This is a genomic window from Pontibacter vulgaris, assembly GCF_022758145.1.
GTDB lineage: Bacteria > Bacteroidota > Bacteroidia > Cytophagales > Hymenobacteraceae > Pontibacter > Pontibacter vulgaris.
In genome coordinates, this window is the sequence record NZ_JAJVDH010000007.1 from 115,543 (window position 1) to 137,716 (window position 22,174).

Sequence of the window (22,174 nt, forward strand, 5' to 3'; positions counted from 1 at the left end):
ATTAACTGATGTGCTTTTACTTTACAGTTTATACTTTGGGATAAGTCTTAAAAGTGTTGCTTTGTTTTATCTGTAAAATAGCTGAAATTACCTTTCAGGGTCCTTAACTATGAAACCGGCTCTCATTGAAAGTATAAATTCAGCATGAACAGAACATCCCGAAAACACCTGAAAACAGGATTGCTTATACTTACCGCAGCAGCAGCAGTTGCCTGCACTAAAGAGTTAACCACAACAGCTTCTACAAACATCGAAACCGGTGTTTCGCAGGAACTGGCCATTTACCGGAAAAGCGTGCTGCAGGGGCTGTCTTACCAGCTGCATTTTGCTATACCTGCACAAGCAACAGCACCTATTCCTGCATCTGAAACTATACTTTTTAAACTGCTTGATAATAGACAGCCACTGCAAATCGATTTCAAAGAAAAAACGGATCACCTGCAAAGCGTAAAAGTGAATGGCAAGCAAATACCAATTCAGCACACCAATGAGCACCTGATTATACCTGCCAGGTATTTAAGGAAGGGGGCAAATAAAATCGAAATTGAATTTACTGCCGGAAACCTGTCGCTGAACCGCAATGAGGATTACCTGTATACCTTGCTGGTGCCAGACAGGGCGCGCACCGTTTTCCCCTGCTTCGACCAACCTGATCTGAAGGCCAGTTATACTTTATCACTTAGCCTGCCTAAGAACTGGAATGCGCTGGCAAACGGGCCTTTACAGGATTCTGTCGTAACTGCTTCGGGCAAAACCTACAATTACCTTCCCTCCGATACCATTAGCACTTACTTGTTTTCTTTTGCAGCAGGCGAGTTCAGCCACCTGCAACGCGAAGAAGCCGGGCGTACTATGCACTTTTATCACCGCGAAACCGATAAGAATAAGCTCACAGAAAGTATAGAACCTATCTTCAAACTCCATAGAGAATCGCTTGCTTTCATGAGCAAGTATACAGGCATTCCCTACCCTTTCCGGAAATTTGATTTTGTGGCCATACCTGATTTCCAGTACGGCGGCATGGAGCATGTGGGCGCTATACAATACAAGGCTTCGTCGCTGTTTCTGGATGAAGGCGCCACACAGGACCAGAAAATTGCCCGCTCCAACCTGATAGCCCACGAAACCGCTCACATGTGGTTTGGTGACCTGGTTACGATGCGCTGGTTTAACGATGTGTGGATGAAAGAAGTATTTGCCAATTTCATGGCCGATAAGATTACACAAACCTCCGTTGCCAATGCCAGTTACGACCTTAAATTCCTGACAGACCATTTTCCGGCAGCTTATAGTATAGACCGTACCACAGGCGCCAACCCGATACGCCAGCAACTGGATAACCTGCAGGATGCTGGCTCGCTTTACGGAAATATCATCTACCACAAGGCCCCCATTGTAATGCGCCAGCTGGAGTTGCTGATGGGCAAAGAAGAATTTCAGAAAGGGCTGCAGGAGTACCTGAAGAAGTACACCAATGGCAATGCCTCCTGGCCTGACCTGATCGAAATTCTGGATGCCCGCACCCCGACAGATCTGCAACAGTGGAACCAGGTATGGGTAAATCAGCCCGGCCGGCCGGTTTTTAATTCCGAACTAAAAACTAAAAATGGCAAAATAGAAAAGCTTATACTTAGCCAGAAAGGCGAAGATGGCTCCGACAGGCTTTGGCCACAAGTATTTGAGGTAGCGCTGGTATACCCGGACCGTGTGAAGGAGCTAACTGTTACAATGGATAAAGAACAGGTTAGCTTGCAGGAAGCAGAAGGACAGCCTGTACCTGCTTTTATACTTTACAACTCAGCGGGGCAAGGCTACGGCGTATTTCCGGTAGATGAGCACATGCTTGCTTCTGTTTATACTTTGAAAGACCCTGTAGCGCGAGCATCGGCTTACATCACGCTGTACGAGAACATGCAGAATAACCGTTCTGTAAGTCCTGAGCAGCTATTGGAAGTATACCGCAAAGGATTAACCCAGGAACCTGAAGAGCTCAACCTGAAGCTAATGACTGGCCAGCTGACAGATATTTACTGGAGATTATTATTACCCCAGGATCGTTTGAATCTGGCACCAGTGCTGGAAGCAGAACTCTGGAAAGCAATGGAGCAAAACAAAATGCCAAACGCTAAAAAGCTATTGTTTAAAGCCTACCAAAGTATAGCCTTAACCAAGCCCGCGCAAGCTAAGCTTTACCAGATCTGGGAAAAAGAACAGGCCCCGGCTGGTGTCAAATTATCCGAAGATGATTATACTTCGCTTGCACTTGCCCTTGCCGTACGTGATTATCCGGCACCTGCATCTATACTTGAAAAACAGACCTCCCGCATTGCCAACCCGGACCGTAAGAAGCGCATGCAGTTCCTTATGCCGGCCCTTTCTGCTGATGTGCAAGTGCGGGATGCTTTCTTCGCTTCGCTTAAAAAGGCAGAGAACAGAGAGAAAGAGGCTTGGGTACAAACCGCTTTAGGTTATTTACACCACCCTTTACGTACCGCAACTTCAGAAAAATACTTAAAAGAAAGCCTTGATTTGCTGGAGGAAATCCAACTCACAGGCGACATCTTCTTCCCTTATAACTGGCTACAGGCTACATTTGGCAGCTACCAAAGCCCGGCAGCTGCAGCAATAGTACGGACCTTTCTGGCTGATAAACCTAACTATAACCCAAAACTAAAAGGGAAGATTTTACAGGCAACAGATGCCTTGTTCCGGGCAGAGAAGCTACTCTATACTTCCGGTTCCAAAAAGTAAAAGCCTGGAAGATTACAGTGCTCCATTAAAACACAAAAGGCCGCTTCACTACTTGAAGCGGCCTTTTGTATGTGGTATAATTATACTTTACTTCCGGTTTGTAGTATCAGCCTTTTCAGCCTTCTTAGCATCGCGTACGGCCTGGCGTTTGAAGTAGCCTTTCAGCAGGAAGTTACTTTTGATCGCTTCCATGTTCTCATCCAGTTTCTTGGTGCTGGTTTCCAGGTTACCCATTGTGCGCTGTAGCTGCCCTGCAAACTTTTCATCGTTCAGCAACACGCCCATGGCATTATCTGTGCTGTTAAGTTTGGCGCTGGTAGTTTTAAGGTTGCTTGTAATATCAGATGCAGCCGTAGTTGCCTGCTTTAACTGTGCCACAGAGCTTTGCAGTTGGTTAAATACGGCGGTATCTGTCAGCAATTGGTTGGCAAGGCCATCTTTGGTGTTCATTTTAGCTGTAAACTGCGATAGCGCCGCCGAAGCTCTTGCTGTATTAACTGATGTTTTTTCCAGCCCGGCAAGTATAGTCCGGAAGTTAGTGGCCATAGTTGAATCGGTAAGCAAGGCACCAACAGTACCTTTTCCGTTTACAAGTCCGGCGCTAAGTTGCTTAAAATCACCGGTTATAGCCTGCAGGTTCTTGTTGTTTTCCTGCAATGTGGCCATCATATCATCAGTGTTCAGGCCAGCTTCGGTCTGTAGCAGATCGCCGTTCTGAATTTGTGGAGCAGTCGGTGTTCCGCCAAGTATTTCGATAATCTGGTTACCGATAAGACTTTCAGAAGCCAGCCTGGCTTTCGCATCTTTATGTATAAATTTCTGGGCTGCTTCTTCAATAGTAAGCTCCACCTCTACCTGCGACTGGCCGGCAATTGTTATACTTTTTACAGTACCGATCTTCACACCTGAAAACCATACATTGTTTCCGGTTTTAAGACCTTCAACGTTTTCAAAAATAGCCCGCACTTTTACAGTCTGTACAAAGCGCTTCTGCTGGCCCCCCAGTGTAAGTATGGCCGCCACAAAAATAATGATGGCGATAAATACGAAAATGCCTACTATAACTGAACGTTTGTTTTCTGCACTACCCATTTAGTCTATGAAATTGTAATTGTAAAACGATTTAACGCGTTCATCATCTGTATTGAACACTTCTTCAAAAGTACCCTGGCGCTGAAACTGGCCATCCAGCAGCATCACGATCCGGTCGCCGGTTGCCCTGGCGCATGTTAAATCATGGGTAATAATAATGGAAGAAGTATTATACCTTTGCTGAACTTCATTTATAAGGTTATTTATTTCTATACATGTGATCGGGTCCAGACCTGCCGTGGGCTCGTCATAAAGCATGATATCTGGTTTTAGTATAAGCGTACGGGCAATACCGATACGCTTACGCTGCCCACCCGAAAGCTCCGACGGCATCTGATCCTTTGTCTGAGAAAGCCCAACCGCATCCAGTACCATATCTACAAGGCGGTCAATCTCTTTTCGGCTGAGATCGCGGGAGTTGCGCACCAGCGGGAACTCCAGGTTTTCCTGCACGGTCATACTATCGTAGAGGGCGCTGTTCTGGAAAGAGAACCCTATCTTAAGGCGCAGCTTATCCAGGTCTCTTGCAGACAGATTGTTCACATTCTGCCCCAACACATTAACCTGGCCTTCGTCCTGTTTCAGTAAGCCTGAAATGATCTTGATAAGCACTGATTTACCTGTACCTGAACGGCCCAGTACCACCAGGTTTTCGCCCCGGTAAAGGTCCAGGTCTACGCCTCTTAATACTTCGTAGTCATCAAAGGCTTTTTTAAGGTCCCTGATGGAGATTACTTTATCGTTATAGTCTATTTTCGAATTAGCGTGTTTCATGCAGTTTAATGGTTATAGAGCGCGTATGGCATTAATTACCTGCAGCGATAACAGCTCCTCAATAAATATGAGGAACATGGCTGTTACTACCGACGAGTTGGCTGCTTTGCCCACACCTTCTGTGCCTTTAGAAGAATGATAGCCTTTGTAGCAACCCACCATACCGATCGTGAACCCGAAAATAAACGACTTTATAACCGATGAAAATACATCCAGAAAGCTGATGGCATCAAACACCTGCACGAAGAACGTTACAAAGCTGGTTTGCTCGTGCTGGTTTACGTTTACGTAAGAGCCAAGCAATGCCACAAACACAGTGTACATCATCAGCGAAGGGATCATGAGCGTGGTTGCCAGAACACGCGTAACTACCAGAAATTTAAAGGGGTTGGTAGCCGATACTTCCATGGCATCAATCTGTTCTGTTACCTTCATCGAGCCCAGCTCTGCACCGATGTTGGACCCTACCCTGCCGGCTGCAATAATAGCCGTTACTAGCGGTGCCAGCGCCCTTACTATGGCAATAGACATTAGCGAAGGCAACCAGGCCGTGGCTCCAAACTCAGAAAGCGAAGGCCGCGACTGGTTCGTGAACACAATACCTATGATAAAGCCTGTTAAAGAGATAAGCGGAAGCGAACGTGCCCCTACCTCATAAAACTGGTTAATGATTTCTTTAAACTCGTAAGGAGGCATGAAAACCTCTTTAAAAAACCGGGTAATAAAGGTATATATTCTATACAGCTCAAAAAAAACGCGGTCTAACCTCCTGGAAAGTACGTATTTATTTGTTTTCGTATAGTCAGCTCCCTTCTGTTGGTCCCCCATATTATAACAAGTATAAACTCAGATCTAACGTAAACTTATGCGTAAATCTTCAGCATAAGTAATCCGCGAAATTAATTAAAGATTATTTCCTATCCTTATAAGATTTGAAATACAATACAGTTTACCGCTAAAATAGCCTCCTATGGCAAATACGGGCAGGTAAAACTAAAAGAAGCGGTTCACCTTTGTTAATTCTGCTCTATATTCTGTCAGAAGCCTGTTTTTAGAGATAAAACCAATTGATTTTCCGCGACTTACTACCGGCAGATACCTGCGTTTAGAATCATCAAACTTATTGAGTACCTGTGAGGCTGGCTCATTTATATCAACAGTTACCTGGGGCACATGCATAATATCGCGGGCATAAACGGTATCATAGGTTGATACTTCGTCGAGGTGTTTCCGGATATCGCTGAGCGAGATGATACCGACCAGTATGCCTCTTTCGTTCAGTACCTGCAAAAAATCCCGGTCGGAGTTAGAGAAGGTTTCCACCACTTTACGGAAGGTAGCTTCTTCAAGCACGGGTGCTTCATCGTCTTCGGTAAGCTGTCGTATGTTTAACTGGTTAAGCAATATCCTGTCTACCCTGAAGGCTTTGCTTTGCCCTTTTGGCTGTTCTACTGTTACACGCAGGTTCTCTACATAGTATTTAAGGAAGTATGCCACTGCACAAACGATCATGAGCGGCACAAACAGCTGGTAACTCTGCGTGATTTCGGCTACTAGGAAAATGGCGGTAACAGGTGCATTCATAACACAGGCAAAAACGGCCGCCATGCCCAGGAACATATAAGTAGGCGCATCCAGCCCTGCAGTCGGGAAAATCACCATCACTATTTTATAGAACAGAAAGCCTAAGAACCCACCTGTGATAATGGAAGGAGCAAAATAACCACCTTCGCCACCAGAGCTAACACAAATACCTGTACTTATGGGCTTTACCAGTGTAATAAGCGAAAAGAACAGCAAACTGGACCAGGCCGTATTTGGCAAAGCAGCAAAAGGCGAATTAAAAAACAGGGAGCGTTCTTCTAAGCGCAGCAGGGCCTCTATACTTACATAACCTTCGCCATACATGGGCGGCAATATAAAAATAATAGAACCCAGGGCAATACCGCCTGCAATAGCACGCAGATAGGCGCTTTTAATTTTTGAGAAGTAAACCGAACAGAAACTATAGGTACGCAGCAGATAAGACGAAATAAGCATGCCCAGCACGCCAAGCAGAATAATTAAGGGTATCTGGTCGTAAGTAAAATTAGCAATAGCAGCCTCAAACCGAAGATGGTCGCCCATTATAAACTCGTACAGGATTTTACCTGTAGCCGCCGCCACCAGCAATGGTATTAGCAAGGTTGGCGTGAATTCGGGAAGTATGGTTTCGAGCGCAAAGATAAAGCCACCTGTTGGCGCGTTATAAACAGCCGAAATACCAGCCGCTACGCCACAACCAATCAGCAAAGTACGCAAGCGATAGCCCAGGCCCAGGAAGCGCCCCAGGTTAGAACCCACGGCAGCTCCGTTAGTAATAATAGCAGCCTCTACCCCGGAGCTGCCTCCAAAACCAATGGTAAGCCCGGTAGTTATAAATTTAGTATAGATAAGCCTGAACCGGATAATTGAAGATTTCTGCTCGATAGCCTCGATGACATTGCGCGCTCCGTTAAAATAGGCCGTTTTCATAAACAGGTTTCTGTTCAGGAAGGTAACCAGCAGAAAACCGATGAGTGGCAGCAGGAAGTACAAAAGCTTGGGAGCAAAAAATACGGCGTACTGCTCGAAATAGAAAATGATGGTTTTAACAAGAATAGCCGAAAGCCCCACCACTATGCCTACCACAATGCTAAGTATAAAAGGAAGTATCCGATTGTTGCCCTGCTTCCGGCGCCATCGCAGGAAAGCCAGCTGGTATCGGTGATATCTGTTCATGTGCTCTGGTACCGGATTGCTTTAAACTACCAAGTTAGCAAATATTGCTAAAGTTGAATACAGCCCAACATCCTTTACCCTACGGTGTATTTTAACTAACAGCCGGATTTAGATCTAAATTTAAAGCAGGAAGATTGCCCCAGTTACAAGTATAAAGCTAAGGCTACCATGTGCTTCGGTTTAAACAGGTTAAAATAATTTAGGCTGCTTGTAAACTTTAGTGTGCAGTTTGTTCGTTTAAAGCCTGTTCCGGTTTACACTTGTTGGGCATCCTGCAAATCAGGGCCAGTAGGCAGGTTTAAAGCATAGTTTAAGAAATTTAAAAAGCTTTTGGCAAATAATACAGGGCATACCATAGCCCGCATACTTAATTTTATACTTCGCGAGTTCATTTACCCGGCCGGCCGTCTCCTGAAAGTAAGTCTTACCCGGTTTTACCTCCGTCTACGACCTAAATTTACACTAGCTTACATGCGGCAATTACGTTCCGGTGCATCAGCGGGCAGGCTGTTGCTCAAGGCTTTTTACCGGGGTAGTTTGTTCCTGCTGCTTTGCCTGGTTATGTTTTACCTGGCTGTGTATATGGGCTTTTTTGGCCGCCTGCCTACCACCTCCGATCTTCGCGATAAGCAAAACAACACGGCATCAGAAGTATACGCTGCCGATGGCGAACTACTTGGCCGTTATTACATACAGGACCGTACCAACGTAAAGTATGAAAACATTGCCCCCATTGTAAGCAAAGCCCTTATTGCTACTGAAGATGTGCGTTTTTATGAGCACGACGGCATTGATGTAAAAAGTTTGCTGCGGGTTATATTTAAAACCCTGCTGCTACAGGAAGAAAGCTCGGGCGGTGGTAGCACGTTGAGCCAGCAATTAGCCAAAAACCTCTATCCGCGGCAGGAGCATCTTATACTTACCATGCCTGCCAATAAACTGCGTGAGTTTATTATTGCCAGGCGACTCGAGAAACTATACTCTAAAGAAGAGATACTGGAACTGTACCTGAACACAGTACCAATGGGCGGTAACCTTTACGGTATAGAACGGGCATCGCGCCGCTTTTTTAACACCACTGCCGATTCTATAAAGACAGAGGAGGCTGCCGTACTGATTGGCATGCTTAAAGCCACCACCACGTATAACCCACGCCTTAACCCCGAGCGCGCCAAACAACGCCGCAATGTTGTATTAAGCCAGATGGCTAAGTATAACTTTTTATCGGTAGCCGCTGCCGACTCGCTGCAGCAACTGCCTTTAAAACTGAATTACCGATACGAAACCCATAACGACGGTATGGCGCCCTACTTCCGGGAGCAGCTCAGGCTGGAACTGGTACAATGGTGCAGCACAAAAACAAAAGAAAACGGGGAACCCTATAACCTGTATACCGACGGGCTTAAGATCTATACAACAATTGATGCCAACATGCAGGCACACGCCGAGCGCGCAGTACGCAAGCGCATGGCACAGCTGCAAAGCCAGTTTGATGCGCACTGGAAAGGCCGCATACCCTGGGGTAATAACACAACTGTAATACGCGAGGCAAAGGAACGCTCAGATCGTTATAAAAAGCTGAAAGCAGCCGGGAAATCTGATGCCGAAATAGACGACATATTCCGGGAACCGATACCGATGAAAGTGTTCAGTTGGAAAGGAACTTCAGAAAGAAGTATGAGCCCACTGGATTCGGTCCGGTATTACCAACGCTATCTGAATACGGGCTTGCTGGCCGTTGACCCTCAGTCTGGTTACATTAAAGTATGGGTGGGAGGTATCAATCATCATGCTTTCAAGTATGACCATGTGCGTTCTAAACGCCAGGCCGGCTCCACTTTTAAACCACTGGTTTATGCAGCAGCATTGGAAAAAGGCGTTGAGCCCTGCTCCTATTTCGAGAACAAACTGGTTACTTACCCGGAGTATGAAAACTGGACGCCCAAAAATGCGAACGACCAGTATGGCGGTGAATATTCTATGCGGGGTGCACTGGCCCATTCTGTAAACACTATATCGGCACAGGTGCTGCTGCAAACAGGCATAGACCAAACCGTTGCGCTTGCTCACCGCATGGGCATCCGGAGCGATTTACCTAAAGTACCCGCTCTTGCACTTGGCACAGCCAGCGTATCGCTTTACGAAATGGTGAGGGCCTACGCTACGTTTGCTAACGATGGCAACACGCAGGACCTGATTTATATCGAGAAAATAATTGATCGCAACGGCAAGGTTTTAAGGCAACACCACAAAGGTAGTAATGTTCGCAAAGCCATCTCTTCTGAAACCGCTGCCACCATGTTGCGCCTGATGCAGGGCGTGGTGGAAGAAGGCAGCGCTGCAAAACTCAGATCAGAGTTCGCCCTAAGTATGGATATTGCGGGCAAAACAGGCACGACGCAGGACCATGCCGATGGCTGGTTTATTGGCATTACCCCCGATCTGGTAACAGGTGTTTGGGTGGGCGCCGAAAGCCCGGCAGTTCGTTTCCGTACCTTAGCGTTGGGGCAAGGTTCACATACAGCTTTACCTGTCTGGGGCGATTTCATGTATCGTGTAACCCGCGACCGGACACATTCTTCTATGCGTTATAGTAAATTCAGTCCGCTACCTTACTGGTTGGAAGAACGCCTGGCTTGTGCTTCTATACTTGAAGAAAGAGTTGAAGAGCAACCTAATTTTATTGACCGGCTATTTGAAAGCATCAGAGGCAACCGTGGCAGAAGCTATGACGAATGGAAAGAGGAAGGCCGCAGAAACCGGAAAGAAGAAAAGAAACGTCGGAAAGAACGTGAAAAAGGCCGTAACAAACACCGCGATATTTTCAGGTGGTAATTTATTGTTTAAGTATGAAGCAGCTCAAGTATAAAACCAACAACAAGTTAAGTGCTCTCGCCTGCCTCTGGCGAGTGTGAGCTATACTTAGGGCTCCGGCCGTTTTAATTTATACTTTATACTTGTGGTTCAGCTCGCAGGTACGCCACCCTGTAATGCACACCCCGAATGCTTTCCGGACAAGTGCTGAAGAGTTTAAGTAAAGACTGATTAATAATGCTATAAAAAAGGCCGGGATGGCTGCTCATGCAGTTATCCCGGCCTTATATTTTAAAGGTAATTCGCTTTATACCTGCACAGCCAGTCTTCCCTCTAATTGCGAAAGTATAGCTAAAAACTGCTCCGACTTTTTATCTATTGTTCTGAGCCCTTCGTGTGCCTGGTCAATCTGGCCGCTTTTATAAAGTGTAAAGATCACATCAGCCTGCCGGCCTAACTCATTATGTAAACGGGTAAGCTCATTAAGTTCAGGTTCATTGCTGTAGCGCTCGTTACCAACCGTACGAAACCATAAGCTTATCGGCCCTACATGTGAAAAAAATACTTCGTCGTAAGTACCACCGTATAACACCGAGCGCACCTTCGTTTTATATAAAATATGTTTAATGCGGAGCTGCTGAAAATCTATCTGCGACTGGTTCATTGGCAACAGTTTCCTTTCAGGCAAGCTTCACAATTTTTTAGATGCTTAATCATTCGTTAGCGCCTGTAACTTTTGTCGGTAAATAACACGTTCGGTAACATCGTGCCCGAAAACCAGTATGCCGGTAATTTTATTATTCTCGTTAACTATTGGCTGATAAATAAAGGTCAGGTAATGTAAATCATACTGCCCGGATTCAGGCTGGTAAATTTTAAATGGTAACTCTTCTACCACAAACTCCTCGCCTGTATTAAAAACATTATCCAATAGTTCCATAACGCCCTGGTCCAGCACTTCCGGTAAGGCTTCGTCAACCGGTTTATGCAGCAGATCGCGGTTCGGGAACATATTCTGGTAGTTTTGGTTAACCAGCTCAAAACGGTGTTCCGGTCCTTTTAACACACAGCAGAAAGCCGGAGCCTTCATAATCAGATCCTTCAACAACCTACGCTCTGCTTCTGCCTTTTCGTAGGCCTTCTGTACCTGGTCAGATAGTTGCGCCATCTGCTCGTTAGAATCCAGTAACTCCTGCACCATCAGGCGGGAGTCATGTATATCTACAGAGCTGCCTATTCGCATTATGAGTGTTCCTTTTTCATCTCGCATGGGAGTGCTCCTTACCAGGTGCCAGCGGTAATTTCCATCCTTATCTCGTATGCGAACCTCAGTCTGAAAATCAACTCCATTTTCCTTTGCCTTACCCCATCTTTCCAGTACACCTAGCAAATCATCCGGATGAATAATCTGTTGCCAGCCAGAGCCAACCAGTTCTTTCAGAGGCAGGCCGGTATAATTTACAGTCCGCTGGTTTAAATAAGTAAAGTCGCCATCCGGGTTCGAAGTATGTACAAGCTGGGGCATTGCCTCAGCCATAAATCTGAACTTGTCTTCGCTTTCCGATAAGGCCAGCCTGGCTATTTCGCGTTCTGTTACATCCGAAGTACGTTGTATGATAAACTCCACATTTCCTTCATCGTCTAATACAGGCGTATGAGAGGCTTCCCAGTAACGGATATCAAACCCTCCCCCCAGCGCTTCCGGCTTCGGAATATCATAACGCAACACTTCCAGGTAGTCTATCTTTTTAGTATGCAGCGCATTATCCAGCGACTGGCGTAACAGCGAAACATTCTTAGACGCATCACTTGCGGGATTATCCGGAAAAACCTCCAGGAAATTCTGCCCGATAAGTTCATCGCGGGTGCGCATGGTAGTTTCCAGATAAGCATCGGTGGCCTCAAGTATTTTATACTCAGGTGAAACCACCACGATGGTTTCAGGTATGTTTCTGAATAGCTTATTTAAATCCATAGTTTGTATGTGCGGTACAAATTAATCTTTCAAAGATAACTATTTTATACTTTAGATCGTGTTGGTTAAAATTTCTATTAAAACGGGTAAAATGCCGGGTGTTTATACTTTAGCTAGTCATGTTCCGATATTATACCAAATAGCAAAAGCGTATATGAGCTGGTATAGCTTTTAAAGAGCTGATTTATACTTGGAGCATATCATAAAGCAAACATTTACCTCTAAGTAACTTAGCCGTAAGTAAGCTAAATCTCAATACATCCGAATAGTAAAATAATCAACATAAAATGGTAAACCTCTTCAGCCCGCTAACTATAAAAAGTATAACAATCAGGAACAGAATAGTGGTATCTCCTATGTGCCAGTACTCCTGCACCGATGGCTTTGCAACCGACTGGCATTTGGTACACCTGGGCAGCCGGGCAGTTGGGGGCGCCGGGCTTGTACTGGCAGAGGCCACCGCCGTGTCGCCGGAAGGCAGAATTACAGCAGATGACCTGGGCATCTGGTCTGATGAGCACATTACTATGCTGAAACGCATTTCTACTTTTATAGACTTACAAGGCGCTGTTGCAGGTATACAACTGGCTCACGCAGGCCGCAAGGCAAGCCATCTCAGCCCCTGGAAAGGTGCAGATCTTCAAATGCCTGAGGAAGGCGGATGGGACAGAGTTGCACCAAGTGCGATACCTTTTAAAGAAGGTGAAGCGCCACCATTGGCCCTGACGCAGGAAGGCATCAACAAAGTAATTTCTGATTTCAGAATGGCTGCAGAGCGGGCGCTTCAGGCTGGTTTTAAAGTGGTGGAAATACATGCGGCACACGGTTATCTTTTTCACGAATTTTTGTCGCCGCTGAGTAACCAACGTACCGATGCTTATGGCGGCAATTTTGAAAACCGCATCAAGCTGTTGCTGGAAGTTATCGAAAGTGTGCAGCAGGTCTGGCCAGCAAATCTTCCGCTTTTTGTCAGAATCTCGGCCACCGATTGGATCGAAGGCGGCTGGACAACTGATGACTCGGTTGCATTAGCCGGAATTCTGAAAGACAAAGGTGTAGACCTGCTGGATTGTTCAACGGGTGGTAACGTAGCCCGTGCCGATATACCCGTAGGTCCAGGCTACCAGGTGCCTTTTGCTGAACGCATCAGGAAGGAAACAGGTATACTTACAGGCGCTGTAGGGATGATCACGACAGCACAGCAAGCTGAAGAAATTATTAAAAACGGCAAAGCCGATACAGTTATGCTGGCCAGGGAACTCCTCCGCGATCCATATTTTCCGATACACGCCGCATTAGAACTGGGCTACGATTTAAAATGGCCCGACCAATATGAAAGAGCAAAACCCAGGTAAGCCGACAAAGTATAAAAAGCCGCTCTCATAACTTTAGAGCGGCTTTTTTGTTTCTAAATTATACTTTCTGCTACTATAAATTACGATCCGAACCTGATAGAAAACCAGGTAAGAAAAATAGCCAAGTATAAATGCCCGCTGTAGTTTATTTCAAAACTTATACGTAAAACTATACTTATACTATTTTATACTTTTTCAACCCATTTATAAGTTCCCATGCTTATACTTCCCATACTTTGGTTCATACTGTCTTTGCCTGGAGCCCCTGTTCAAAAGCAGCCTACTGCCCTGGAAATTGTGCAGCGTGCCGATGATAAAGTGCGGGGTAAATCGAACCAGGGCGAGATGGTGATGCGCATTGTGCGGCCTACCTGGAAACGCGAAATCGGTTTGAAAAGCTGGGCCAAAGGCACGGAACAGGCCATGATTTTGGTTACATCTCCTGCCCGCGACAAAGGTACTGCTTTCCTGAAACGAAAGCGCGAAGTATGGAACTGGCAACCCTCCATAGACCGAACTATAAAACTGCCTCCTTCCATGATGCTGCAATCCTGGATGGGCTCCGACTTTACAAACGATGACCTGGTAAAGGAATCGTCGGTAGTGCAGGATTATACCCACACCCTGGCTGGCGATACCATCATCGATAAACGCCCCTGTTACAAGATCATCATGATACCGAAAGAGGAAGCGGCGGTGGTATGGGGCAAGGTCATTTCCTACATCGACAAGAAAGATTACCTGCAACTGCTTGTCCTTTTCTATGATGAAGACGGAGAACTGGTAAACACGATGAAGGCTTCTAACATTAAAATGCTGGGTGGGCGCCTGTTGCCGGCTCGCATGGACATGACACCTACCGATAATCCTCGGAACCATACGATCATAGAGTATCGCTCTTTGAAATTTGATGTGCCGCTGGAGGATAGTTTCTTTTCCATTCAAAACCTGAAACGGGTAAAATAAGCGATGTACCTGCTCCTGGCCTGGCGAAATATCTGGCGCAACCGCCGCCGCACGCTCATCACACTGGCCTCTGTAGCCTTTGCCGTTTTCTTCTCCTGCATGATGCAGTCTATGCACACAGCCGCCTGGGGAAATCTGATAGATAATGCGGTACGCTTTTACACCGGCTACATACAAGTGCACCAGCAGGGCTACTGGAACGACAAGACCCTCGACAACAGCTTCGAGAACCAGCCAGCACTGCAAAAGAAAATTGCCGGAAGCCCGCATATAGTTACCGTTGTCCCCAGGCTAGAAAGTTTTGCGCTTGCTTCCGGCACCGATCGCACCAAAGGCACACTCGTTATCGGCATAGAACCAGAAAAAGAAGACGGACTAACCAACCTTCGGAACAAAATGCGGGGAGGCAGTTATTTAAAAACAGGGGAGAAAAAAGTATTGCTGGCCGAAGGCCTGGCCCATTTTCTGAAACTTTCTCCCAAAGATACGCTCGTGCTTATCAGCCAGGGCTATCATGGTTCAAATGCTGCAGGCAAGTATGAAATAGCAGGCATCGTAAAATTCCCCTCACCGCAGCTTAACGACCAGGTAGTATACCTGCCGCTGGCAGAGGCACAATGGCTTTACGATACCGGCAACCGTATTACGTCTCTTTCGCTGCTGGTAGATGATCCGGAGCAAGTGGAAGCTATAACCGAATCGCTGCAACAGGAATTGAACGCAACACAATTTGAGGTAATGAGCTGGCAGGAAATGATGCCGGAACTGGTGCAGAGCTTCGAGATAGACCGCCTTGGCGGTGAGATCATCCTGTTTATACTTTATGCGGTTATCGGGTTTGGTATTTTCGGTACTTTCCTGATGATGACTGCAGAGCGCCGCTACGAAATGGGTGTGATGATTGCGATTGGCATGAGCCGCCTGAAGTTGCAGGCAGTTATGTTTTTGGAGATTATTATGCTGGCCCTGGGCGGCACGCTGCTGGGAGTTTTGCTGAGCCTGCCCGTTATTTTTTACCTGCATTACAACCCCATACCTGTAACGGGTAACCTGGCAGAACTATACCAGAACTATGGAATGGAACCCGTTATCCCGTTCTCGCGCAAAGCAACCATCTTTTTGCGGCAGGCATACATTGTGGCCATCATCACCTCGGTTCTGGGCATTTACCCGATCTGGTTTATTCAGCGACTTATACCTGTAACAGCACTCCGAAACTAACGTCCTATGCCGATGCTCCTCCTTATAGCCTGGCGCAACATCTGGCGCAACCCCACCCGAAGTATAGTGGTGATAGCGGCCATAGCCGTTGGCATCTGGGCAATTGCACTTACGGTAGGCTTCATCAACAGCCTGTCCGACAGCTACATCCGAAACTCGATCAACTACGATTATTCGCACCTGCAGGTGCACCACCCGCAATTTCTGCAGGAACCCGAAGCACGTTACAGCATCCGCAATTCCAAAAGTATAACCGAATACCTGCAACACAACCCAGAAGTGAAGGCATACAGCCAGCGCGTGCTGATAAACGGGATGATCGCCTCTACAAGGGCGAGTTCCGGGGTGCAGATCTATGGTATAAACCTAGACCAGGAAAAGGCAGTTACCTCCCTCGACTCGTTACTGATAGAAGGGAATTACTTTACCGAAAAACCACGAAACGCCATACTTATCAGCCGGAAACTGGCCGACAAACTAAAGGCAGAAATGCGCACAAAACTGGTACTCACCTTTCAGGATATAGAAGGCAACGTTACAGCAGGCGCTTTCCGGGTACAGGGAATTTTCGATTCGCCCTCGCCACGCCTGACTGAAGGCGGCGTGTATGTGCGCCAGCAGGACCTGAACCAGTTACTCGGAACCGATACCCTGGTGCACGAAATAGCAGTGCTGATGCACGCCAACACGCAGACGCCAGCTGTAGCGCAGGAGCTACGGAGTAAGTACCCAGCTTCAGAAATAAAAACCTGGGAAGAGCTGTCGCCGGAACTGGAACTGATACAGGAACAATCGAACCTGACGATGGCTATACTGCTGGTGATACTGATGGTGGCGCTGGCTTTTGGCATTGTAAACACCATGCTGATGGCAGTGCTGGAACGCGAACGGGAACTGGGTATGCTCATGGCTATCGGCATGAACCGCCAGCGCATTTTCAGCATGATCCTGATGGAGACTGTTTTTCTGTCGTTGGTTGGCGGACCAGTTGGGTGCTTGTTAGGCTATGTCACCGTTACCTGGCTTGGCGATGTAGGCATAGACCTCTCTGCCTGGACAAAAGGTTTGCAGCAATACGGTTACAGCACCAAGTTATTCCCGTTTCTATCAATTAAAGAATACATACTAATGGTAGCCAGCGTAGTGCTGACAGCTATACTTGCCGCCATGTATCCTTCTTATAAAGCCGTAAAATTAAACCCGATAGAGGCAATGAGAAGCTGAGTGAGAATTGGGGAATTACGAATGGGAAGTATGAATTACGCTCTTTCGGATTTGCAATCCGGGCCAACGTAATTCTCCCCTTGAGGGGATAGTTTTAATTAGAACTTAAGTCCACTTTAAGGGGGTAGTGGGAAGGCAATCGTGCACTGAATATTAAAACCAAAGTATAAACCAAACCAAAGCTACCATGCCAGAAGTTGTGATCAGGACAAGTGGGTTAACCAAAGTATACCAGGAAACGAAAGTGCCTGTAAAGGCGCTGGGCGGTGTAGACCTGGAGATCCGGGAAGGTGAGTTTACGGCAGTAGTCGGTCCATCCGGCTCGGGTAAATCTACGTTGCTGCACATCATCGGAGGGCTCGATTATCCTACTCAAGGACAGGTAGAAGTTGGCGGTCATCACCTGAACGAACTCAACGACCGCGAACTGATCGATTTTAGGTTGGAACATATCGGTTTTGTGTTCCAGGCATTTAACCTGATACCGGTGCTCACGGCCAAAGAGAATGTGGAGTTTATTATGCTTCTGCAAAAGTTACCAGCCAAAGAACGGGAAGCTCGGGCCGTGCAGTTGCTTCAAGAAGTGGGTCTCGGTGACCGTATGCACAACCGGCCATCTGAGCTTTCGGGTGGCCAGCAGCAACGGGTGGCGGTGGCACGGGCATTGGCCTCGAGACCGCAGTTTATACTTGCCGATGAGCCCACCGCGAACCTCGACTCCAAAGCCGCCGCAAACCTGCTGAACATGATGGCCGAGATGAACCAGCGCGAAAAAGCCACCTTCATCTTCTCCACCCACGACCAGCGCGTGATCGAAAAGGCCCGGCGCGTTATAACTCTGGAAGATGGCGTGATCGTTTCTGATGTAACCAAAGCCTGAGATGCGTGGCTGGGTAACAATATGGTTTTTTATACTTTGGCTAAGCACCTGCAATGCCCTGGCGCAAACCGATTCAATAAGTATAGCTTCCGATACAGTTACACAAAATAAACCCCGCAACGCTATACTTCAGAACCTGCAGCTAAAGGGCTATGTGAAGCAACTGCAAACATTTATACTTGTCCGTGGCCTCGACTCCCTCCTCACCGACAACCTGCTGCACAACCGCCTCAACTTTAATTATAGTTTAGATACCACCCTGAACCTGGTAGTGGAAGTGCGAAACCGTGTTTTTTACGGAGACCTGCTGCGCCAGGTCCCCATTTACCCGCAACTGATCGACTCCGGAAACGATGTATGGGACCTCTCGGCAATGCCAGTTAAAAACCGCTCTTTGCTGGTGCACACCATGCTGGACCGCGCGTACCTGGAGTACACCAAAAAACAGCTGGAAGTGCGGCTTGGCCGGCAACGCATTAACTGGGGCCTCAACCTTGTCTGGAACCCCAACGATATTTTCAATGCCTACTCCTACTTCGATTTTGACTATGAAGAGCGCCCGGGCAGCGACGCGTTGCGGGTTCGCTACTTTTCGGGGTACGCTGGAGGAGTGGAAATTGCTGCCCGCCTCAGCACCGACCCTGAGAAGCGAACTATAGCCGGTCTGTATAAATTTAACCGCAAAGAGTACGACATTCAGTTGCTGGGAGGTGTGGTGGGCCGCGAGGCTGTAATAGGCTTGGGCTGGGCCGGAAGTATACAGGACGCAGGTTTCAAAGGGGAATTTACCTACTCCCGCCCCTACACAAACCCGCTCGATGCCAAGGGTCAGTTGCTGGCCTCAGTTTCCGGGGATTACTCTTTTGCCAGTTCGTTCTACCTGCATGGGTCTGTGTTGTACAACAGCCTTGGCGAGAAAAACCCTTCGGCTTTCCTGTTCCAGGCATTTCGGCCTGGCCGGTTGTCGGTTAAGGAGCTATCGCCTTACAAGTATAACGTGTTCGGTCAGGTGAGCTATACCTTTCATCCGCTGCTGGTGGGCGGGCTTTCTACCATTTATTTCCCCGAAGACCAGGCTTTCTTCCTCAACCCCGTCCTCACCTACTCCGCTTTCCCCAACCTGGATCTGGATGCCATCGGGCAGTTATTTATGGATTCGGAACAAGGCGAATTTAAAGCAACTACCAAGGTTATTTATGCGCGGGTGAAGTGGAGTTTTTAAAATAACGTATAAATAAAGACCCTTAACTATACTTTTTCTCCTGCATCTGATTAGGCTACCAGTAGCATTATTGCGAAATACGCCTATACTTCTACCCGATGCTCAGGAGATAAAACTTATACCTGCCATGCCTTACGTAGCCTGCAATTAAATAGCCTGCATATGAAACAGAACTCCTTATTGTACACAACAGATCTTAGTCTGATAATGCTCATACTCTTTGTGTTGTTAGTGGCAGCTACTTACTTGGGTATGCGGGTTGGGGTATTTCGGAGACCCTACGCAACAGCCACCGACGAGCATTCTGTTGTAATTGCGTCTGTGCTAGGCCTGCAGGGGCTACTGCTGGCATTTACTTTTGCCATGGCAGGCAGCCGTTTTGAAGCCCGGCGGACAAGTATTTCGGATGAAAATTCTGCCATACGCTCGGTTATACTAATGGCTGACCTTTATAACCCGACAGAGCGAAAGGCATTCCGGGAAGACATAAAGGCCTACCTGGAAACAAGAATCAAGTATTATGAAATGCCCTTTAACCCACCACAGATAGCCGCAGCCCGCGACCAAAGCCGTATTCAAATTTTACAGATCCTCCGAAAAGCGTTACAGCTATCCCATAATCCTGCTACCGGGCAAATAGCTTCCGAACAGATGATTACTGCGTTGCATGACCTACTGAAAGCGCAGGAAGCCAGGCATACAGCCGTAAGAGACCGTGTACCAGATGCGGTTGTATATATGCTTTTTATACAATCGTTGGCTACCGCATTTTTTGCCGGTTATGCCGGCATTGGCAGAAAAGGAAAAGACTGGCTCTCCATATTCGTCTTTCATTTATTAGTGATTCTTGTTACCTATATTACCTTAACCCTGGACCGGCCAAGAAGAGGTATAATTAAGCTGAATGATATGCATGAGATTACCTTGGAGCTTAGGAAGTTTTACAAACAAACTGAGTAAGGTAAATGGAGGAAGCAAAAATACGTGGCTACTCAACCACGTCCACGCCTACGCTGTTATCCCCAACCTTTATTTCAACTCTTTTAGGGCTGTTGTTTCTGGGTGCAGAACTGGGCGAGTTTAAAGCAACTTCAAAGATTATTTATGCGAAGGGGAAGTGGAGTTTTTGGGGTGATAATTTTTAATCTTAAAGCATAAACTTTTCCCTATATTTGATAAGATTGATAGTTCAAATATAGGAACCCTACTTCCACACATAGTGCAGATAGTAGGAGTAGGTACTCCTGCTAGCAGATAGTTGGGTGACATAATCATGAAATCAAAAGCAGTATCTCATTTTCTTGGAATTATAGTTGTATTAATAAATATTTTATTGATATACAAAGTTTGCTTGATTGTTATTAATGGGAATGACAAATCTGTTTTTTTCTTCTTGTTCTATTATCCAGTACTAATTGTATCAAACTTGATAACTGGAATGATTAGCAACAAGTGGTTTCCTTTATTTGGCAGATATTTGATAATTTCATTTGCGGTAATGACTATAATTGCTTTGCCTTTATTTATTTGGGTATCAATGTGTTGAATTTTATAAGTAAAAAAACAGATTCACTAATATATTAAAAAATTCCACCGCCCAACAAGGCATATAAGCCACACTTCGGCTGTGCCTCTTTCGCCTTTTATACAAGCCGTTAGCCGTAATATAAAGAGATGAAGAAGAAAGCTATTATAAATTATAAAATCACTATTTTCAGCTTATTCGTTTTACTTATTGCTTCTTTACCTTACATTGTAAATGAGGATTTACTTAAATTTTTGTACTCAGGAACCAGTGCAACTTATGCAGTTGCACTTATTTACAATAAATACTGGTTGGTGATAGGCTTATCATTTGTTGTTATTCTATTTTGTGTCTTATCAGCAGGATCTAAACGGCCAAGGTATTTATTTGCAATCTCTCTGATTGTTTGGGGGCTTTCATTACGGTCTTATGCTGTAATAGGAGGTTCTGCGAATACTATTGTGGTCCAAGGGATGTCGATTATTCCATTATATAGAAGTGACGTAGTCAAAAGTAACTCTGTAGGAAAGTTCGATTTCTTTTTAGGGGAAAAACTAAGAAGCACATTAGAAAAACAAAAATAATACTACCGCTAACAACACCTACCCAAAAGTAGTGAGACATTGGTTGAACCAAGCTTTGTGCTATTATCAAAGTTTCTGTTTGGTTGACAGTGAATTGCCCCAAAATCGCCACCTTCGGGTAGCTGCAAGCCGTTATATTTAAAACCATGATAAACCAGATCTTTGTAAACCTTCCTGTTCAGGACCTGAACAAGTCTAAAGAGTTCTTCACGAAGTTAGGCTTCTCGATAAACGAGCAGTTCACAGACGAAACGGCGGCGTGCGTAGTTATTTCTGAAACTATTTATGCCATGCTACTGACGCACGACAAGTTTAAAATGTTCACACCAAAAGGCATTTCAGATGCCACTAAATCGACCGAAGTGTTAACAGCGCTGTCAGTTAACAGCAAAGAAGAAGTGGACAAAATAATGGAGGCGGCTTTAGCGGCAGGTGGCACCGAGGCACGCCCAGCAGAGGATCTTGGTTTTATGTATGGCAGAGCTTTCAACGACCCGGACGGGCACATATGGGAAGTGTTCTGTATGGATATGAGCCAAATGCCGCAAAGCTAGTAAACTAAATTTCAGCTATACTTACAAAGTATAAAAGCCCCGCAGCATTTAAGTTGCGTGGCTTTTATACTTTGAGTAAATCTCGCAATTGAGAAGTGCAAATATTCTTATACTATAATCAAATTGGTTCTTCTTATTCAGGCACGCCCTCGCTCGCCTCTGGAGAGTGTGAGTAATTTGGTGGCGTCCCGCCACCTGTGCCATAGGCACAAATTAAAGCGGCCAGAGTCCGCCAGATAGCTCACACTCGCCAGAGGCGAGCGAGGGCCTTTGAAGCTGGCTAATGTTGTCTATCTTCTGCAGGCTTTATGGCGTTATAAAACACGGGGCTGAAAAAACGCAGGTTCTCTATAACGCAAGCCAGGCTATAAAACTTTTCGGGTTTAACTTCAGAGCTATTGGCCAGGGCTTCTAAGATCGTATCTAAAGTTTTAGTATAGTTTGCTTCAAATTCTTCGGAGGTCATAGGTAAAAGGC

At 46.2% G+C, this 22,174-nt stretch carries 19 protein-coding genes; 12 read left to right on the forward strand and 7 right to left on the reverse strand.

All coding sequences use genetic code 11. From position 1 onward, the window contains the following. The first annotated feature begins 144 nt into the window (after positions 1 to 144). A complete protein-coding gene (locus tag LWP20_RS16300; protein ID WP_242929241.1) occupies positions 145 to 2,751 on the forward strand; it encodes a M1 family metallopeptidase in 2,607 nt (868 codons plus the stop codon). 87 nt (positions 2,752 to 2,838) lie between these two features. On the opposite strand, the gene LWP20_RS16305 is transcribed toward LWP20_RS16300, so the two are convergent. The 4 genes from LWP20_RS16305 to LWP20_RS16320 all read right to left on the reverse strand — a co-directional run bounded on the left by LWP20_RS16305 (position 2,839) and on the right by LWP20_RS16320 (position 7,377). Continuing rightward, entirely contained in the window at positions 2,839 to 3,843 is a 1,005-nt protein-coding gene (locus tag LWP20_RS16305; RefSeq protein WP_242929242.1) for an MlaD family protein, read from the reverse strand. Beyond that, the gene (locus LWP20_RS16310; RefSeq protein WP_242929243.1) at positions 3,844 to 4,617 is read right to left on the reverse strand and encodes an ABC transporter ATP-binding protein; all 774 of its coding nucleotides are present in this window, start codon (positions 4,615 to 4,617) and stop codon (positions 3,844 to 3,846) included. A 12-nt stretch (positions 4,618 to 4,629) separates the two neighbouring features. Then, positions 4,630 to 5,445 (reverse strand): MlaE family ABC transporter permease, encoded by an 816-nt coding sequence (locus tag LWP20_RS16315; RefSeq protein WP_242929244.1) that lies wholly within the window; start codon positions 5,443 to 5,445, stop codon positions 4,630 to 4,632. 165 nt (positions 5,446 to 5,610) lie between these two features. Further along, a complete protein-coding gene (locus LWP20_RS16320; protein WP_242929245.1) occupies positions 5,611 to 7,377 on the reverse strand; it encodes a chloride channel protein in 1,767 nt (588 codons plus the stop codon). Positions 7,378 to 7,707: 330 nt separating this feature from the next. Here LWP20_RS16320 and LWP20_RS16325 point away from each other — a divergent pair, with 330 nt between their 5' ends. Continuing rightward, positions 7,708 to 10,212 (forward strand): penicillin-binding protein 1A, encoded by a 2,505-nt coding sequence (locus tag LWP20_RS16325; RefSeq protein ID WP_242929246.1) that lies wholly within the window; start codon positions 7,708 to 7,710, stop codon positions 10,210 to 10,212. A 286-nt stretch (positions 10,213 to 10,498) separates the two neighbouring features. On the opposite strand, the gene LWP20_RS16330 is transcribed toward LWP20_RS16325, so the two are convergent. Together LWP20_RS16330 and LWP20_RS16335 are read right to left on the reverse strand one after the other, a co-directional pair. Beyond that, positions 10,499 to 10,879 (reverse strand): histidine kinase, encoded by a 381-nt coding sequence (locus LWP20_RS16330; protein ID WP_242929247.1) that lies wholly within the window; start codon positions 10,877 to 10,879, stop codon positions 10,499 to 10,501. A gap of 21 nt (positions 10,880 to 10,900) precedes the next feature. Continuing rightward, positions 10,901 to 12,166, reverse strand: coding sequence for a PAS domain-containing protein (locus LWP20_RS16335; protein ID WP_242929248.1), 1,266 nt, complete (start codon positions 12,164 to 12,166; stop codon positions 10,901 to 10,903). A 287-nt stretch (positions 12,167 to 12,453) separates the two neighbouring features. Here LWP20_RS16335 and namA point away from each other — a divergent pair, with 287 nt between their 5' ends. The 10 genes from namA to LWP20_RS16385 all read left to right on the forward strand — a co-directional run bounded on the left by namA (position 12,454) and on the right by LWP20_RS16385 (position 21,697). Next, a complete protein-coding gene (namA, locus tag LWP20_RS16340; RefSeq protein WP_242929249.1) occupies positions 12,454 to 13,521 on the forward strand; it encodes an NADPH dehydrogenase NamA in 1,068 nt (355 codons plus the stop codon). Positions 13,522 to 13,737: 216 nt separating this feature from the next. Next, positions 13,738 to 14,487 (forward strand): outer membrane lipoprotein-sorting protein, encoded by a 750-nt coding sequence (locus LWP20_RS16345; protein ID WP_242929250.1) that lies wholly within the window; start codon positions 13,738 to 13,740, stop codon positions 14,485 to 14,487. 3 nt (positions 14,488 to 14,490) lie between these two features. Then, positions 14,491 to 15,708: an ABC transporter permease gene (locus LWP20_RS16350; RefSeq protein ID WP_242929251.1), complete on the forward strand. Its 1,218-nt coding sequence runs from the start codon at positions 14,491 to 14,493 to the stop codon at positions 15,706 to 15,708. A gap of 6 nt (positions 15,709 to 15,714) precedes the next feature. Next, a complete protein-coding gene (locus LWP20_RS16355) occupies positions 15,715 to 16,932 on the forward strand; it encodes an ABC transporter permease (RefSeq protein ID WP_242929252.1) in 1,218 nt (405 codons plus the stop codon). 187 nt (positions 16,933 to 17,119) lie between these two features. Further along, entirely contained in the window at positions 17,120 to 17,812 is a 693-nt protein-coding gene (locus tag LWP20_RS16360; protein ID WP_242929253.1) for an ABC transporter ATP-binding protein, read from the forward strand. A gap of 1 nt (position 17,813) precedes the next feature. Next, a complete protein-coding gene (locus tag LWP20_RS16365; RefSeq protein ID WP_242929254.1) occupies positions 17,814 to 19,034 on the forward strand; it encodes a hypothetical protein in 1,221 nt (406 codons plus the stop codon). A 162-nt stretch (positions 19,035 to 19,196) separates the two neighbouring features. Beyond that, positions 19,197 to 19,994, forward strand: a complete 798-nt coding sequence (locus LWP20_RS16370) for a bestrophin-like domain (protein WP_242929255.1) — start codon at positions 19,197 to 19,199, stop codon at positions 19,992 to 19,994. Between the two features lie 5 nt (positions 19,995 to 19,999). Next, complete coding sequence (locus LWP20_RS16375) at positions 20,000 to 20,179, forward strand: hypothetical protein (RefSeq protein ID WP_242929256.1); 180 nt, start codon at positions 20,000 to 20,002, stop codon at positions 20,177 to 20,179. A 529-nt stretch (positions 20,180 to 20,708) separates the two neighbouring features. Continuing rightward, entirely contained in the window at positions 20,709 to 21,143 is a 435-nt protein-coding gene (locus LWP20_RS16380; RefSeq protein ID WP_242929257.1) for a hypothetical protein, read from the forward strand. A 146-nt stretch (positions 21,144 to 21,289) separates the two neighbouring features. Beyond that, positions 21,290 to 21,697, forward strand: coding sequence for a VOC family protein (locus tag LWP20_RS16385; protein ID WP_242929258.1), 408 nt, complete (start codon positions 21,290 to 21,292; stop codon positions 21,695 to 21,697). A 280-nt stretch (positions 21,698 to 21,977) separates the two neighbouring features. On the opposite strand, the gene LWP20_RS16390 is transcribed toward LWP20_RS16385, so the two are convergent. Continuing rightward, positions 21,978 to 22,163 (reverse strand): hypothetical protein, encoded by a 186-nt coding sequence (locus tag LWP20_RS16390; RefSeq protein ID WP_242929259.1) that lies wholly within the window; start codon positions 22,161 to 22,163, stop codon positions 21,978 to 21,980. Positions 22,164 to 22,174: the final 11 nt, after the last annotated feature.

Bases quoted from the DNA above. Each gene is read 5' to 3' on its own strand.
- LWP20_RS16300 (WP_242929241.1), top strand. From the start codon at position 145: ATGAACAGAACATCCCGAAAACACCTGAAAACAGGATTGCTTATACTT.
- LWP20_RS16305 (WP_242929242.1), bottom strand. From the start codon at position 3,843: ATGGGTAGTGCAGAAAACAAACGTTCAGTTATAGTAGGCATTTTCGTA.
- LWP20_RS16310 (WP_242929243.1), bottom strand. From the start codon at position 4,617: ATGAAACACGCTAATTCGAAAATAGACTATAACGATAAAGTAATCTCC.
- LWP20_RS16315 (WP_242929244.1), bottom strand. From the start codon at position 5,445: ATGGGGGACCAACAGAAGGGAGCTGACTATACGAAAACAAATAAATAC.
- LWP20_RS16320 (WP_242929245.1), bottom strand. From the start codon at position 7,377: ATGAACAGATATCACCGATACCAGCTGGCTTTCCTGCGATGGCGCCGG.
- LWP20_RS16335 (WP_242929248.1), bottom strand. From the start codon at position 12,166: ATGGATTTAAATAAGCTATTCAGAAACATACCTGAAACCATCGTGGTG.
- namA (WP_242929249.1), top strand. From the start codon at position 12,454: ATGGTAAACCTCTTCAGCCCGCTAACTATAAAAAGTATAACAATCAGG.
- LWP20_RS16345 (WP_242929250.1), top strand. From the start codon at position 13,738: ATGCTTATACTTCCCATACTTTGGTTCATACTGTCTTTGCCTGGAGCC.
- LWP20_RS16350 (WP_242929251.1), top strand. From the start codon at position 14,491: ATGTACCTGCTCCTGGCCTGGCGAAATATCTGGCGCAACCGCCGCCGC.
- LWP20_RS16355 (WP_242929252.1), top strand. From the start codon at position 15,715: ATGCCGATGCTCCTCCTTATAGCCTGGCGCAACATCTGGCGCAACCCC.
- LWP20_RS16360 (WP_242929253.1), top strand. From the start codon at position 17,120: ATGCCAGAAGTTGTGATCAGGACAAGTGGGTTAACCAAAGTATACCAG.
- LWP20_RS16365 (WP_242929254.1), top strand. From the start codon at position 17,814: ATGCGTGGCTGGGTAACAATATGGTTTTTTATACTTTGGCTAAGCACC.
- LWP20_RS16370 (WP_242929255.1), top strand. From the start codon at position 19,197: ATGAAACAGAACTCCTTATTGTACACAACAGATCTTAGTCTGATAATG.
- LWP20_RS16375 (WP_242929256.1), top strand. From the start codon at position 20,000: ATGGAGGAAGCAAAAATACGTGGCTACTCAACCACGTCCACGCCTACG.
- LWP20_RS16380 (WP_242929257.1), top strand. From the start codon at position 20,709: ATGAAGAAGAAAGCTATTATAAATTATAAAATCACTATTTTCAGCTTA.
- LWP20_RS16385 (WP_242929258.1), top strand. From the start codon at position 21,290: ATGATAAACCAGATCTTTGTAAACCTTCCTGTTCAGGACCTGAACAAG.
- LWP20_RS16390 (WP_242929259.1), bottom strand. From the start codon at position 22,163: ATGACCTCCGAAGAATTTGAAGCAAACTATACTAAAACTTTAGATACG.